Genomic DNA, 13,542 nt, shown 5'->3' on the forward strand with positions numbered 1-13,542 from the left:
CGTCCGGTGCCTGCCGCCTACTCGGGCCGGTCGGTGACGGGGGCGGCCCGCGGACCCGGCGCCTCCTTCGTGGTGGCGCCGAGGCTGGCCAGGAGGCGCAGGTTGTCGTGGGCGGTGGTGCCGGGGGCGGCCGACTGCACGATCAGTTCCGTGCCCGTGACATCCGGGAGGGCGAAGTTCTCCTGGTGCAGTTCCAGGCGGCCGACCGCCGGGTGGTGGTACGCCTTGCGGCCGTGGGTGCGGGTGCGGACGTCGGCGCGCGCCCACAGCCGCCGGAAGCGTTCGCTGTGCACGGCGAGTTCGCCGATGAGGGAGGCCAGCTCCCGGTCGCCGGGGCAGCGGCCGGCGGACAGCCGCAGATGGCCCACGATGTCGAGGGTGCAGTCCTCCCAGTCGCCGAACAGCGCCCGCCCCTCCTCGGTCAGGAAGACGTGCCGGGCGATGTTCAGGCCCTCGACCGGCCGGCTGTAGAGCAGGTCGCCGAGGCGGTTCGCGGCCAGCACGGTCAGCCGGTGGTCGATGAGGAAGGCGGGGGCGTCGGGGATCAGCTCCAGCACCCGCAGCAGTTCCGGGCGCGGCCGTGCCGTGGTGGCCCGGCGCGGCTCGCCCACCACCCGGCGGGCGAGCCGGTGCAGGTGCTCGCGCTCCACGTCGTCCAGGCCGAGGACGCGGGCGAGCGCGTCGAGCACCTGGACCGAGGGCTGCCGCGCCCGGCCCTGCTCCAGCCGGACGTAGTAGTCGACGCTCACGCCGGACAGGTGCGCGACCTCCTCGCGCCGCAGCCCGGTCACGCGGCGGCGGGAGTCGGCGCGGATGCCGACGCTCTCCGGGCGGACCCGGGCTCGCCGGGTGCGCAGGAAGTCAGCCAGGTCGTCCATCGCTCCAGTATCCGCGCCGCACGCCCCGGCTGGGTGGCCCCGCGAGTACCAGGAAGTCCGGTCCTACGGAGGAGGCGCCCCTGAATCGCGCGCCCCTTCCCCCTCCAGGATCGAAGGCACCTCGACTCAAGGAGCAGGAGCAGACATGAAGGTCTTCATCGTGCACGCCCACCCCGAGCGGCGGTCGCTGAACGGCGCGCTCACCGACATCGCGGTGGAGACGCTGACCGGTGCGGGGCACGAGGTGCGGGTCAGCGATCTGTACGCGATGGGCTGGAAGTCCGTCGTGGACGCGGACGACTTCGGCGACGCGGCCTCCGGCCCGCTGGACGTGGTCCACGACTCCGGGCGGGCCTACGCGTCCGGCGCGCTGTCCGCCGACATCCGCGCCGAGCAGGAGAAGCTGCTGTGGGCGGACACCGTGATCCTCCAGTTCCCGCTGTGGTGGTACTCGATGCCGGCGATCCTGAAGGGCTGGGTGGACCGGGTGTTCACCTACGGCTTCGGGTACGGCGTCGGCGAGCACAACGAGACCCGGTACGGCGACCGCTTCGGCGACGGCACCCTCAAGGGCAGGCGGGCCATGCTGTCGGTGACGGTCGGCGGCCCGGAGTCCCAGTACTCCGACCGCGGCATCAACGGCCCCATGGAGGACGTGCTCTTCCCGATCCAGCACGGCATCCTCTACCACCCCGGCATGGACGTGCTGCCGCCGTTCGTCCTGCACCGGACGGTACGGATGGCTCCCGAGGTCTTCGCGGACGCGGCCGGGCAGTGGCGGAAGCGGCTGCTGACCCTGGAGGACACCGACCCGATCCCGTACCGCCGCCAGAACCACGGCGACTACGAGATGCCCTCGATGCGGCTGCGCGAGGGCCTGGAGCTGCCGGGCCGCACCGGCTTCGGCCTCCACACGGCCGGCTGACCGCACCCGGCAACCTTCCTCCGTCCCGTGGCGACTCCAGGGCAGCACCCCACCCGGACCACACCTGGAGTCGCTCATGAGCACTCGCACTCCCCGTCACCGCAGGAGCCGTGCCGCGTTCGCGGCCGGGCTGCCGCTCGCGCTCGCGGCGGCGGGCGGACTCGGCCACGGCCTGCTCGGCCCCGGCGGTTCGTCGCACGCCTCGGCCGCGACCGCCGTACCGGCCTGGGCCACGCAGGCCGCCGACGGCTTCGCCTCGGTGAACGCGCTCGGGCAGAACGGCACGTACGGCGGGCGCGGCGGCGACATCGTCACCGTGAAGACCCTCGCGGACCTGGAGAAGTACGCCACCGCCGACCAGCCGTACGTCATCGTGGTGGCCGCCGCGATCACGATGGACCCGGTCGGCAAGGAGATCAAGGTCCGGTCGGACAAGACCGTCATCGGGTCCGGCACCTCGGGCCAGATCGTCGGCGGCGGCTTCTTCCTCGGCCAGGGCGTCCACAACGTGATCATCCGGAACCTGACCATCCGGGACGCGTACCAGGGCGTCTGGAACGACAAGGAGCACGACTACGACGGCATCCAGATGGACGGCGCCCACCACGTCTGGATCGACCACAACGACATCCGGCACATGGCGGACGGGCTGATCGACAGCCGCAAGGACACCACCTACCTGACCGTGTCCTGGAACCGGCTCGGCCAGGAGAACAAGGCGTTCGGCATCGGCTGGACCGAGAACACCACGGCGGACGTCACGATCCACCACAACTGGATCCGCGAGACCGAGCAGCGCAACCCGTCCACGGACAACGTGGCCCACGCCCACCTGTACAACAACTACCTGGTGGACGAGCCGGGTACCGCGATCACGTCGTCCTACGGCACCTGCGCGCGCGGCAACACCAGCATGCTGCTGGAGAACTCCTACTTCCAGGGCCTCGCCAACCCGGTGATCAGGGACGCGACGGCGACCCTCGTCCAGCGCGGCAACGTCTTCTCGGGCACGAGCGGCCGCAACGAGAGCGGGGGCACGGGCGGGCCGTGGGACCCGAAGAGCTACTACGCCTACACGCCCGACAAGGCGGCGGACGTGCCGTCGGTGGTGAAGTCGGGCGCGGGGCCGCGTGGTTCGCTGGGCACGAGCGCGACCGCCGTCAAGGCGGCGGCCACCACGCTGACCGTCGCCAAGGACGGCTCGGGCCAGTACACGACCGTCCAGGCCGCCGTGAACGCCGTCCCGGCGAACAACGCCTCCCGGGTCGTCATCGCGGTCAAGCCCGGCACGTACCGGGAGACGGTCAAGGTCCCGTCGAACAAGCCGCACGTCACCCTCCAGGGCACGGGCGCCGGCCGCAAGGACACGGTGATCGTCTACAACAACGCGTCCGGCACGCCCAGGCCCGACGGCTCGGGCACGTACGGCACCGGCGGCAGCGCGACCGTGGCCGTGGAGGCCGACGACTTCCAGGCCCGCAACCTCAGCATCACGAACGACTTCGACGAGGCGGCCCACCAGGACATCGCACAGCAGGCGGTGGCCCTGCGCACGGCCTCCGACAAGGTGTTCCTGGACGGGGTGATCGTGACCGGCGACCAGGACACCCTGCTCCTGGACACGGCGTCCAAGGACCGCCTCGGCCGGGTCTACATGACCAACTCGTACGTGATCGGCAACGTCGACTTCATCTTCGGCCGGGCCACGGCGGTGATCGACAAGTCGGTCATCACCCTGAGGAAGCGCTGGAACGGCACGTCGGCGGGCTACGTCACGGCTCCCTCCACGGCGGCGAACCGCAAGGGCATCCTGATCGCGAACTCCACGGTGTCCGGTGACGTCTCCGACCGCACGTTCTACCTGGGCCGCCCCTGGCACGCCGGCGGCGACGCCACGCTGGACCCGCAGACCACGGTCCGCAACACGACCCTGAGCGCGGCGATCAGGACAACCCCCTGGACCGACATGAGCGGCTTCTCCTGGAAGGACGACCGCTTCGCCGAGTACAAGAACACCGGCGCGGGCGCGGGCGCGGCGAGCACGGACCGCCCCCAGCTGACCGACGCCCAGGCCTCCGGCCAGGAGATCGGGGACTGGCTGGGCGACTGGACTCCTTCGGCTTCCTGACGTTCGGGCACTCCGGCCGCCGCGTCGTCCTGCGGAACGGCGGCCGGGGACTTGTCCGCCGTCAGCGATCGCTCACCCGAACGTGTGCGCGCCGCTCCCCCGCTTGATGCCGTCCACGAACCCGGCCCAGGAAGCGGCCGAGACGACCAGCGGCCGGGAGGCGGGGGTCTTGCTGTCGCGGACGGGGACGGCGCCCGGGTATCCGTCGGCAACCTCGACGCAGTCGTTGGCTCCCCCTTCGCTGTAGCTCGACTTGCGCCAAGTTGCGGTGCTGAGGTCGGGGGTGCGCGTCATGATCTGTGCTCCTCCAGTACGTCCCTGATGAACGTGAGCGAGTCCGACGGGGACAACGCCATGTCCCGGAGGCGATCGTAGGACAGTCGCTGCCGGAGTACTTCGTCCTGATCTTCGATCAGCCGACTGCAACCGTTGCCCTCCTTGTAGGCGACAGCACTGCCGTCCCTCTGCCAGAGGAGCGTCAGTGACCCGGTCATATGGTGGTGCGCTCCCGCTGAGAATGGCAGCACCTGAAGCGTCACATTGGGCCAGAGCGCGGCGGACTCAAGGTGGAACAACTGGTCGTGCCAGGTCTTTCCTTGGGCAGCGGGACGTCGCAGCGCGAACTCGTCCATTATGACCCGTACTTCAGGCTCGGGCCTCTGCCTCAGCAGGTACTGCCGTCCGAGCCGTGCCGCGACCTGCTCTTCCACGGCCTCTTCACCGTCCGCCGTTGTCTGAGCCCCGATCAGCACCCCGCGAGCGAAGTCCTCGGTCTGCACGAGCCCAGGAATGCCCGGCGAGAAAAGCCACATGATCCTGGCCGTGGCCTCCAGCTTCATGAACTCCTTGTACTGGTCCTTGAAGGCGTCCAGGCGCGCGGCCTTCCAGTGGCCGACCAGCAGGGAACCCGTGCCGTAGTAGCTGTCCAGGTCCTCCATCACCGTCACCTTGGACAGGCGCTCGCCGGACTCCAGGCGGCTCAGGTAGCTCTTGTCGTAGCCGGTGTCCTCCGCCAACCGGCCCAGGGACTTGCCGGCCTTCTCGCGCAGCACCTTGAGGGTCTGCCCGAGGATGGCCCGTCCGGACACCGGCCCCGGGTCGACGTTCTCGCCCACGTAACCCCTCCCTGTTGTCCCTGCTCACGGACAACACAGCAGCTCTTCCGGAGCGTACTCGCCGTACGTGACGATCGTGGCACGAACCGTAATCACCGCCAGTCACAACGGAGACTCCGCATGGCCGAGTTGCGCCTGCTTCCCTGGACCAGCCCCGAGGGCAAGCCCTGCTACCTCAGTACCGACCACGACGACAGCCGCCTGTCCCGCCTCGCCGACGACGTGGAGGCCGCGCAGCTGCGGTCGGGAGAGCAGGTGCTGGCCGGGGCGCGGGCCGTGCTCGCGGACGGGACCGCGGGCGAACGGGCCGTGCGCTTCGCGCTGACGCGGGCCGGCGAGTCCCTGGAGGAAGTCCTCCGCATCGCCCACAGCAGGGGCGCCCGCATCCCCGCGTAGGGGAGCGGACACGGCCTCCGGCCTTGTCCACAGCTGTGGACAGGGCCGGAGGAGGGACGACACGGTCTACTTGACGATCGTGATGCGGTTCGCCGCCGGGGGCGCGATCGGGGAGGCCGGCGTCGAGTTCGCCGTCAGGTAGTTCTGCAGGGCCGCCAGGTCGTCCGAGCCGACCACGGGGTTCTTGCCCTGGCCCAGGCTCGGGAAGCCGTCGCCGCCGCCCGCGAGGAAGGCGTTCATGGCGACGCGGTAGGTGGCCGCCGGGTCGACGGGCGTGCCGTTCAGGCGGATGGAGGCGGTGACCACGCGGTCCGCGCCGGACTTGGTGAGGTCCAGGGTGTAGGTGAGGCCGGCCGAGGGCTGGAGGATCTTCGGGGCGGCCTCGTTGACGCCGCTGACCTGCTCCTTGAGCGCCTGGACCAGTTGGGCGCCGGTGAGGTCCACCAGGTTGACCGTGTTGGCGAACGGCTGGACCGTGAAGCCCTCGGCGTAGGTGACCACGCCGTCGCCCTCCGCGCCCTTGGCCGCGTAGGTGAGGCCGGCCCGGACGCCGCCCGGGTTCATCAGCGCCAGGCTGGTCTTCGGGTCCAGCTCACGGCCGTGGGCGAGCTGCGCGTCGGCGACCAGGTCGCCCATCGGGGACTCGGTGCCGGTGTTGCCTATGTCGGCCGAGATGTAGCCGATGGGGCGGTTGCCGATGGGGGCGGCCAGGGCGTTCCACTTGCCGATCAAGCCGGTGATGTCCGCCGCCTTGGGGACGTCGCGGGTGACCACGTGGTTGGCGGACCGCACGGCCGTACGCACGATGTCGCCCGTCCGGCGGTCGTACGTGAGCGTGGTGTCGGTGTACAGGCGGCCGAAGGAGGACGCCGAGGTGACCATGCGGGGGCGGCCCGACGGGTCGGGCACCGTGCACACGTACGCCTGGTGGGTGTGGCCGGTGACCAGCGCGTCCACCGCCGGGGTCACGTTCTTGGCGATGTCCACGATGGGACCGGAGATGCCGTCGCCCGCGCCCGGGGAGTCGCAGTCGTAGTTGTAGGAGCCGGAGGCCGGGAAACCGCCCTCGTGGATCAGGGCCACGATGGACTGCACGCCCTGGCGCTGGAGCACCTTCGCGTACTTGTTGATGGTCTCGGTCTCGTCCTTGAAGGTGAGGCCCTTGACGCCGTCGGCGGAGACGATGCCCGGGGTGCCCTCCAGCGTCACCCCGATGAAGCCGATCTTGACGCCGTTCTTCTCCCACACCCAGTAGGGGTTCAGGATCGGCTTGCCGGTCTTCTCGTCCTGGACGTTCGCGGCCAGGTACGGGTAGTCCGCGCCCTCGAACTCCCGGTCCGTGTAACAGCCGTCCTTCGGGTGGCAGCCGCCGTTCTGGAGGCGGGCCAGTTCCCGGGCGCCCTCGTCGAACTCGTGGTTGCCGACCGAGGTGACGTCCAGGTCCAGCTTGTTCAGCGCCTCGACGGTGGGCTCGTCGTGGAACAGGCCCGACAGCAGCGGGGAGGCGCCGACCAGGTCGCCGCCGGCCGCCGTCACCGAGTACGGGTGGCCCTCGCGGGCGTTGCGGAGGTGGGTCGCGAGGTACTCGACCCCGCCCGCGTCGATCGTCTTCGTCGTGCCGTCCGGCTGGAGCTCACCGACCCGCCCGGAGGAGCCGGACGGCGGCTCCAGGTTGCCGTGCAGGTCGTTGAAGGACAGCAGCTGGACGTCCTGGTAGCGGCCCGGAGGGTGGGGGCGGTGGTCCTCGTGCGCGTCCGCCGGGAGCGCGGTGGCCAGCGCCGCCGCCGTGGTGAGACCGGCCGTGGCGGCGAGGAAGGCGTAGGTACGGCGTCTGGTGCGCCGGGGTACGAATGGCATGGGGAACCCCCCTGTGGGTCGGCTGTGGTGCTCGGCGCAGCCTAAAGTCAACGCGCGTAGCGCGACAGGGGATTCAGGTCACATCCTGGTTTCCCTTCACCGCCGCTCCCGCCCGGCGCCGTTGCCGCCGGTATGCCGGGACTTCGCCCCGGGCGCCCCGTACCCTCGTACGCATGAGCAGCGACGACACCGTACGGGGCTTTCCCGCCCGCTCCATCGAGACCCTTTCCGCGCTCACCCCGGACCAGGGCGAGGCCGTGCTGCGCCTGCTCGGCGAGGCCGCCGGGACCGACGGGCAGCAGCCGGTGTCCGAGCAGGGCCGGCTGCACCTGCGCGGCGGCTCCCGCGAGGGCGTCTCGCACCTGCTGCTGACGGTCGACGGCGAACTCGTCGGCTACGCCCAGCTGGAGGACACCGACCCGGTGGAGCCCCCGGCCGCCGAACTGGTCGTGCACCCCCGGCACCGGGGGCACGGGCACGGGCGGGCGCTCGGCTCGGCCCTGCTCGCCGCCTCCGGCAAGCGGCTGCGGGTGTGGGCGCACGGCGGGCACCCCGCCGCCCGGCACCTGGCCCAGGTGCTGGGCCTGAACCTGTTCCGGGAACTGCGCCAGATGCGGCGGCCGTTGACCGATCTGGAGCTGCCCGAGCCGGTGCTGCCGGAGGGCGTGAGCGTGCGCGCGTTCGTGCCGGGCAAGGACGACGCGGCCTGGCTCGCGGTGAACGCCGCCGCGTTCGCCCACCACCCGGAACAGGGCTCGCTGACCCAGCGGGACCTGGACGACCGCAAGGCCGAGCCGTGGTTCGACCCGGCCGGGTTCTTCCTCGCCGAGCGGCGCGGCGAGCTGATCGGCTTCCACTGGACCAAGACGCACGCGGAGGAGGGCCTCGGCGAGGTCTACGTCCTCGGGGTGCGGCCCGGCGAGCAGGGCGGCGGCCTCGGCAAGGCGCTCACCACGATCGGGCTGCGCCACCTGGCCGCCCAGCAGCTGCCGACCGCGATGCTCTACGTCGACGCCGACAACACGGCGGCGGTGGCGGTGTACGAGCGGCTGGGCTTCACGGTCCACGAGACGGACCTGATGTACCGCACGGAGACGTGAGCACCGCTTCAGCGGAGGTGCCGGGGCCTGGGTGACCGACGGCGGAAGGTGCGGCGCAGCGGCTCGCGGAGGGTCACCAGCCACACGGCGCCCGCCGCCGCCAGTACCCAGGCCCAGTGGTCGTGGGCCGTGGCCCAGCGGGGGTCCCCGGCGGGCACGAACAGGGGCCAGTCGTCCGGCAGCAGCAGGGGGGCGAGCAGCGCGGCGGCCAGCAGCGCCGTGGCCGCCCGCCGGCCCGGCCGCGGGTCGTCCGAGTGGCGCACGGCGAGCGCGGCCAGGGCCAGGGCCAGCGCGCAGCCGGCCCCGGCCTCCAGCGTGACGTCCCCGGCCGGCGGCCGGTGCGCGCCCGGTGCCAGCAACAGCACCGCCGTCCACCACAGCGCGGCGACCGGCGCCACCAGCACCACCCGCAGCGCGGTCCGCGCCGCCCGCCCGGTCGGCACCGGGGCGGTGCCGTGCCGGGCGGGGTCGTCCAGCAGGAAGGCCAGGCCCAGCGCGAGGACGAGGGCGGCGGCGCGCAGCAGCAAGAGGGTGACCCAGTCGGCCGGCTCGGCGCCGCACAGCCGGGGCAGTCCGGGGATCAGCAGCCCGACCGCGCCGGCCGCGCCCAGGGTGCGCCACGGCAGCGTGCGCCAGACCGGGACGGCCAGCGCCCGGATCACGCCCCGCACCGGTCCGGCCCCACGCCGGCGCGCACGCCCAGCACCTCGGCCACGCGGGCGGTGGTGACCTTCGGCGAGGTCAGCTCGGCCCAGTGCGCCTTGACCCGGCCGACGACCGAGGGCAGCGGCCGGCGCAGCAGGGCGCGGACGACCTCGGTCTGACCGGCCGTCATGGTGAGCGGGTCGGTCGGGGAGAGGACGACCGCCTCGCCGCTGAGGCTGTCGTCGAGGCGGACGTGCCGGAGCTGTGCCTCGGGGTCGTCCTGCCAGGCGAGGGACAGCCACATGACGGTCACCATCCGGCCGTCGCACAGCCCTGCCGCCGCCTTCTCGTCGCCCGCGACCAGCACGGCGGCCACGGCCGTGGAGAACTCCGGGATCCGGTTGCCGCCCCAGGCGGTGCCCACGGTGACCTGGCCCGGGGCGGTGGCCGGCGGGAGCGCCGAGTCCTCGAAGAGGCCGTAGCGGGCCTCCAGCCGCTGCCGGACGAGCAGCCGCCGCCCCTGCGCGGGACCGCCCGCGAGGGACCGCACCCCGCGCACGACCCGCTCCCAGTCGGCGGTCCGCGGCGCCCACTCGGGGAACGCGCAGTACTCCGCGGTGTCCCGCCGCAGGCACGTCTGCTCCTTCTCCGGGGTGAGCGAGGCCCGCTGCCGGGCCGCCACCGTCGCCTCCGGGACGTCACGGGTCTGCGCGAAGCCGCCCAGCACGGTCACGGCCAGCGCGGCGGCGACGGCCGCCCGGACGCTCCGGCCGCGGGAGCCGGAGAGCAGGACGGCGAGCAGCGCGGCCGTCAGGGCGAGCCCGGCGAGGTAGAGGGCGTGCCAGGCGGCGGGGCGGCCCAGCAGGCCGGACGGGAAGGGGTTGCTGCCGGCCGTGCCGACCACCGGCGCGAACCAGGCGGCCCCGGCCTCTCCGCCGAAGGGGAACGCGGCGCCCACGAACATCAGGAAGAACACCACGACCAGCAGCGGCGCCGCGACGGCCGACGGCAGCAGCCGGGCCAGCAGCACGCCGAGCGCCCCGAACAGCAGCACCGTCAGCGGCCCGGCCAGCAACTCGGCCGGCGAACCGTGCCCGACGGCGCCGGGCTTGACCGCCTCCCAGGTGAACTGGGCGGTCACCCCGACGGCGACGAACAGCGCGAGCGGTACGACGGACAGCGCGTGCGCGGCCGTGCGCCGCCCACGGGACAGCGCCAGCACCTCGAAGTGGCGCTCGGTGTCCCGGCGGCGGGAGCGCAGCACGGCGTGGTTGGCGCACAGCAGCGCGGCGAGGGCGACGAACAGCGGGCCGCCCTGGGTGGCGCGGTCGGCGTCCTGGAGCACCGGGAACTCGTCCCAGGGCTGGAGGTTGTGCCACACCAGCCAGGCCGTGTAACCGGCGAGGGCGAGCAGGACGGGTGGGCGCTGCAGCAGCCTGCGGGCCTCGAAGAGGGCGAGCGCGAGCACGGCCGGCGCGGGGGCGCCGGGCGCGGCCGCGGCGGTGCGCGTCTCCTTCTCCCGTACGGGCGCGGTCATGCCGCCACCTCCGCCGGCTCGCCGTCGAGGGTGAGCAGGTAGCCGTCCTCCAGGGTGGGTTCGAGCAGTTCGGCGCCGGGGGGTGGATCGCCCACGTTGCGGAAGGCGCCCGTACCGGTGCGCCAGCCCGCCTTCGCCCCGGGGTCGCGTCCGCCGCTGCTCCACACCCGGCCGGCGGCCCGCGCGGTCAGCTCGGCGGGGGTGACGGCGAACCGGATCCGGCCGCCCGCCATCACCAGGACCCGGTTGCAGAGCATCGCCACGTCCTCGGTCTGGTGGGTGGACAGCAGCACCGTGCGGTCCTCCCCGGCGCGGGCGATCACCTCGCGGAAGCGCATGCGCTGTTCGGGGTCGAGGCCGACGGTCGGCTCGTCCAGCACCAGGAAGCCGGGGTCGCCGACGAGGGCGGCGGCCAGCGCGACGCGTTGCCGCATGCCGCCGGACAGCTTCTTGATGCGCTTGCCGCGGACGTCGCCGAGGTCGGCCTCGGCGAGGACGCGGCGCACCTCCCGGTGCCGGGCGGCACGGTCGGTCAGCTCCTTGAGGATCGCGACGTAGTCCACGAACTCGAAGGGTGTGAAGTCGGGGTGGAAGCCGGGGGTCTGCGGCAGATAGCCGAGGTTCCGGCGCAGCTCCTGGCGGCCCCGGACGGTCGCCGGGTCGTGCCCGAGCACCGTGAAGGCCCCGCGGTCGGCGGGCACGGCGGTGGCCAGCACCCGCAGCAGCGTGGTCTTCCCGGCGCCGTTCGGCCCGAGGAGTCCGGTCACGCCCCGGGCGAGGCGCAGCGACACGTCGTCCAGGGCGCGGGTGCCGCCGTAGCGGAGGGCGAGTCCGGAGGCGGAGACGGTGGCGGTCATGCGGGACTCCTGTGGGAAGGGGTGGACGGGGGGCTCGCCGGACATCCGGGCACGGGGTTCACCGGACGCCCCCGGTGGACTGGTCGAAGCGGTCCCGGGCGAGGAAGAGCAGGCCCGCGGCGAGGGCGGCGACCCCGGCGGCCACGCCCTGCCCGGCGGCGGTGAACGGGGCGGGCACCCGGTCGCCGCCGCCGCGGGCCGCCTCGGCGAGGAGCACCAGCACGACCCAGCCGCCGCCGGCCAGGACGGGGGCGGCGACCGGCCCGAGCCGGGGGGTCAGCGCCAGCCCGGTCGCGGTGAGCGCGAGCGCGGGCAGCAGCCAGGCGAACGCGCCCGGCCCGAATCCCGGCAGGGCGAGGCCCGCCACACCGGTCAGGGCGAGGGCGGCGGTCAGCACCGCGACCGTGCGGATCATCAGCAGCCGGAAGCCGTGCAGCGGGGAGACGACCGTCATCTCGTACGTCGGGTCGGCCACGGGCCCGTACGACAGGGCGACCCCGGCGAGCGGCAGCAGCGGGGCGAGCGCCAGGAACAGGGTGGCCGAGTGACCGGCCCGGGCGGTCAGCACGGACATCGCCAGCACCAGCGTCACGGCCGCCAGCCACGAGCGGCGCAGCACCGGGGTCGCGGCCAGCAGCCGCGCGGTGTGGCCGGCCACGCCGAGCCGCAGCAGCAGCCGCTCGAACGGGCGGGGCCGGGGCGCGTCCAGCTCGGCGTCCAGCCGCGCCCAGGCCGCGTCCAGCTCCCCGCCGTCCCAGGCCGCGGCCAGTACCGCCCGGCACCCGGCACACCCGGCCAGGTGCGTGTCGGCGGACCACAGCAGCGGCGGTTCCAGCTCCCCGCGGGCGTAGGCCCGCAGGTCCTCCTCGGCGACGTGCCAGCTCGTGCCGGCACCCCCCGCCGGTCCTCGTTCCGTCATGCCAGTGCCTCCCGCAGTTGCTTGCGGGCCCGCATCGCCCGCGTCTTGACCGTGCCGGGCGGGATCCCGAGCAGGACGGCCGCCTCCCGGGTGGTCAGCCCGTCGACGACCGTCGCCTGGAGCACCGCGCGCAGCTCCGGGGAGAGCCGGACGAGCGCGCCCGCCAGGTCCCCGTGCTCCACGCCCGCCAGCACCCGGTCCTCGGCGGACGCCTCGTCCCGGTGGCGCAGCCGGGCCAGCGCCTGCCGCAGCCGCCCGCGCGCCCCGTCGCCGCGCTGGGCGTCCACGAGCCGGCGGGAGCCGATGCGCCACAGCCACCCGGCCACCTCGCCCTGCTCGCGGTGGCGCGCCTTGCCCCGCCAGATCGCGAGGAAGGTCTCCTGGACGACGTCGTCCACGACCCCGGCGTCGGCGCAGCGCCCGCGCAGCCGTGCGGTCAGCCAGGGCGCGTACCGCCGGAACAGCTCCTCGAAGGCGTGCCGGTCGCGGTCCGCCGCGATGGCCCGCAGCAGCTCCGCGTCGCTTCTCGTCTCGCTCACGTCTCCTCATCGGACGGGACCCGCCGAACGGTTCACGCCGGCCGCGACCGGTTCCCCGGCCTCCCCTCCCGCCCCGCGCGGACCCTCCAGCAGAGCAGACAGGCCCCGGCCCGCGTCCCCGGGGGGCACGGCAGCGGCCGCGCCGAGGAGCGGGTGCCGGGACCGGACCGGGGAGTGAGGGGCCCGGCCAGGCCCCCGGGAGCCGTGGCCCGGGGCCGGCCCGGAGCACCGGACGGTGTACGCCCCCCCCCCCGCAGCCGTGCTGCCACCGCGGGCCCGCCGGAACCCACCCACGCGCCCGCCCCCGGACCGGTGGGGGAAAGGCCCGGCCAGGCCCCCGGAAGCCGTGACCCGGGGCCGGCCCGGACCACCGGACGGTGTACGCACCCCTCACATCCGGGGCGCCACGGCAGGCCCGCCGGAACCCACCCACGCCCGCACCCGCACCCGCCCCCGGACCGGGGAGGGAAAGGCCCGGCCAGGCCCCGGAAGCCGTGAACCGGGGCCGGCCCGGACCACCGGACGGTGTACGCACCCCCCCCCGCAGCCGTGCTGCCACCGCGGGCCCGCCGGAACCCACCCACGCACCCGCCCCCGCACCCGCCGCCGGACCGCCACGCCCGTCCGGACCCGCCGCGTGACCGCC

13 protein-coding genes are annotated in these 13,542 nt (G+C 73.9%); 4 read left to right on the forward strand and 9 right to left on the reverse strand.

The features are described from left to right. Positions 1 to 17: 17 nt before the first annotated feature. Positions 18 to 878 carry a helix-turn-helix transcriptional regulator gene (locus tag ACZ63H_RS25680; protein ID WP_469868788.1) on the reverse strand — a complete coding sequence of 287 codons (861 nt, stop codon included), beginning with the start codon at positions 876 to 878 and terminating at the stop codon, positions 18 to 20. Positions 879 to 1,023: 145 nt separating this feature from the next. On the opposite strand from ACZ63H_RS25680, the gene ACZ63H_RS25685 reads away from it, so the two are divergent. Both ACZ63H_RS25685 and ACZ63H_RS25690 read left to right on the forward strand, forming a co-directional pair. Continuing rightward, positions 1,024 to 1,803, forward strand: coding sequence for an NAD(P)H-dependent oxidoreductase (locus ACZ63H_RS25685; RefSeq protein ID WP_469868790.1), 780 nt, complete (start codon positions 1,024 to 1,026; stop codon positions 1,801 to 1,803). Positions 1,804 to 1,879: 76 nt separating this feature from the next. Continuing rightward, positions 1,880 to 3,931 carry a pectinesterase family protein gene (locus tag ACZ63H_RS25690; RefSeq protein WP_469868792.1) on the forward strand — a complete coding sequence of 684 codons (2,052 nt, stop codon included), beginning with the start codon at positions 1,880 to 1,882 and terminating at the stop codon, positions 3,929 to 3,931. A 72-nt stretch (positions 3,932 to 4,003) separates the two neighbouring features. On the opposite strand, the gene ACZ63H_RS25695 is transcribed toward ACZ63H_RS25690, so the two are convergent. Then, positions 4,004 to 4,225, reverse strand: a complete 222-nt coding sequence (locus tag ACZ63H_RS25695; protein ID WP_469868794.1) for a DUF397 domain-containing protein — start codon at positions 4,223 to 4,225, stop codon at positions 4,004 to 4,006. Then, positions 4,222 to 5,046, reverse strand: a complete 825-nt coding sequence (locus ACZ63H_RS25700; RefSeq protein WP_469868796.1) for a helix-turn-helix domain-containing protein — start codon at positions 5,044 to 5,046, stop codon at positions 4,222 to 4,224. The genes ACZ63H_RS25695 and ACZ63H_RS25700 overlap by 4 nt, the downstream gene beginning before the upstream one ends. Positions 5,047 to 5,166: 120 nt before the next feature. Between ACZ63H_RS25700 and ACZ63H_RS25705 the strand changes: the two genes are divergently transcribed. Next, positions 5,167 to 5,442: a hypothetical protein gene (locus ACZ63H_RS25705; RefSeq protein WP_469868798.1), complete on the forward strand. Its 276-nt coding sequence runs from the start codon at positions 5,167 to 5,169 to the stop codon at positions 5,440 to 5,442. A gap of 66 nt (positions 5,443 to 5,508) precedes the next feature. Here the strand turns inward: ACZ63H_RS25705 and ACZ63H_RS25710 are convergent, their stop codons facing one another. Then, the gene (locus ACZ63H_RS25710) at positions 5,509 to 7,299 is read right to left on the reverse strand and encodes a bifunctional metallophosphatase/5'-nucleotidase (protein WP_469868800.1); all 1,791 of its coding nucleotides are present in this window, start codon (positions 7,297 to 7,299) and stop codon (positions 5,509 to 5,511) included. Positions 7,300 to 7,472: 173 nt separating this feature from the next. On the opposite strand from ACZ63H_RS25710, the gene mshD reads away from it, so the two are divergent. Beyond that, positions 7,473 to 8,399 (forward strand): mycothiol synthase, encoded by a 927-nt coding sequence (mshD, locus tag ACZ63H_RS25715; protein WP_469868802.1) that lies wholly within the window; start codon positions 7,473 to 7,475, stop codon positions 8,397 to 8,399. An 8-nt stretch (positions 8,400 to 8,407) separates the two neighbouring features. Here the strand turns inward: mshD and ACZ63H_RS25720 are convergent, their stop codons facing one another. Genes ACZ63H_RS25720 through ACZ63H_RS25740 form a run of 5 tightly spaced genes read right to left on the reverse strand, consistent with a single transcriptional unit; the run spans position 8,408 to position 12,896 of the window. Further along, positions 8,408 to 9,070 carry an ABC transporter gene (locus ACZ63H_RS25720; protein WP_469868804.1) on the reverse strand — a complete coding sequence of 221 codons (663 nt, stop codon included), beginning with the start codon at positions 9,068 to 9,070 and terminating at the stop codon, positions 8,408 to 8,410. After that, positions 9,058 to 10,581: an ABC transporter permease gene (locus tag ACZ63H_RS25725; protein WP_469868806.1), complete on the reverse strand. Its 1,524-nt coding sequence runs from the start codon at positions 10,579 to 10,581 to the stop codon at positions 9,058 to 9,060. Before ACZ63H_RS25725 ends, ACZ63H_RS25720 begins: the two co-directional genes overlap by 13 nt. Further along, positions 10,578 to 11,438 carry an ABC transporter ATP-binding protein gene (locus ACZ63H_RS25730; protein WP_469868808.1) on the reverse strand — a complete coding sequence of 287 codons (861 nt, stop codon included), beginning with the start codon at positions 11,436 to 11,438 and terminating at the stop codon, positions 10,578 to 10,580. The genes ACZ63H_RS25725 and ACZ63H_RS25730 overlap by 4 nt, the downstream gene beginning before the upstream one ends. Positions 11,439 to 11,496: 58 nt before the next feature. Next, positions 11,497 to 12,357, reverse strand: coding sequence for a cupin domain-containing protein (locus ACZ63H_RS25735; RefSeq protein ID WP_469868810.1), 861 nt, complete (start codon positions 12,355 to 12,357; stop codon positions 11,497 to 11,499). After that, positions 12,354 to 12,896, reverse strand: coding sequence for an RNA polymerase sigma factor (locus ACZ63H_RS25740; RefSeq protein ID WP_469868812.1), 543 nt, complete (start codon positions 12,894 to 12,896; stop codon positions 12,354 to 12,356). Before ACZ63H_RS25740 ends, ACZ63H_RS25735 begins: the two co-directional genes overlap by 4 nt. Positions 12,897 to 13,542: the final 646 nt, after the last annotated feature.

It is taken from the genome of Streptomyces sp. NPDC104831, from assembly GCF_055583025.1.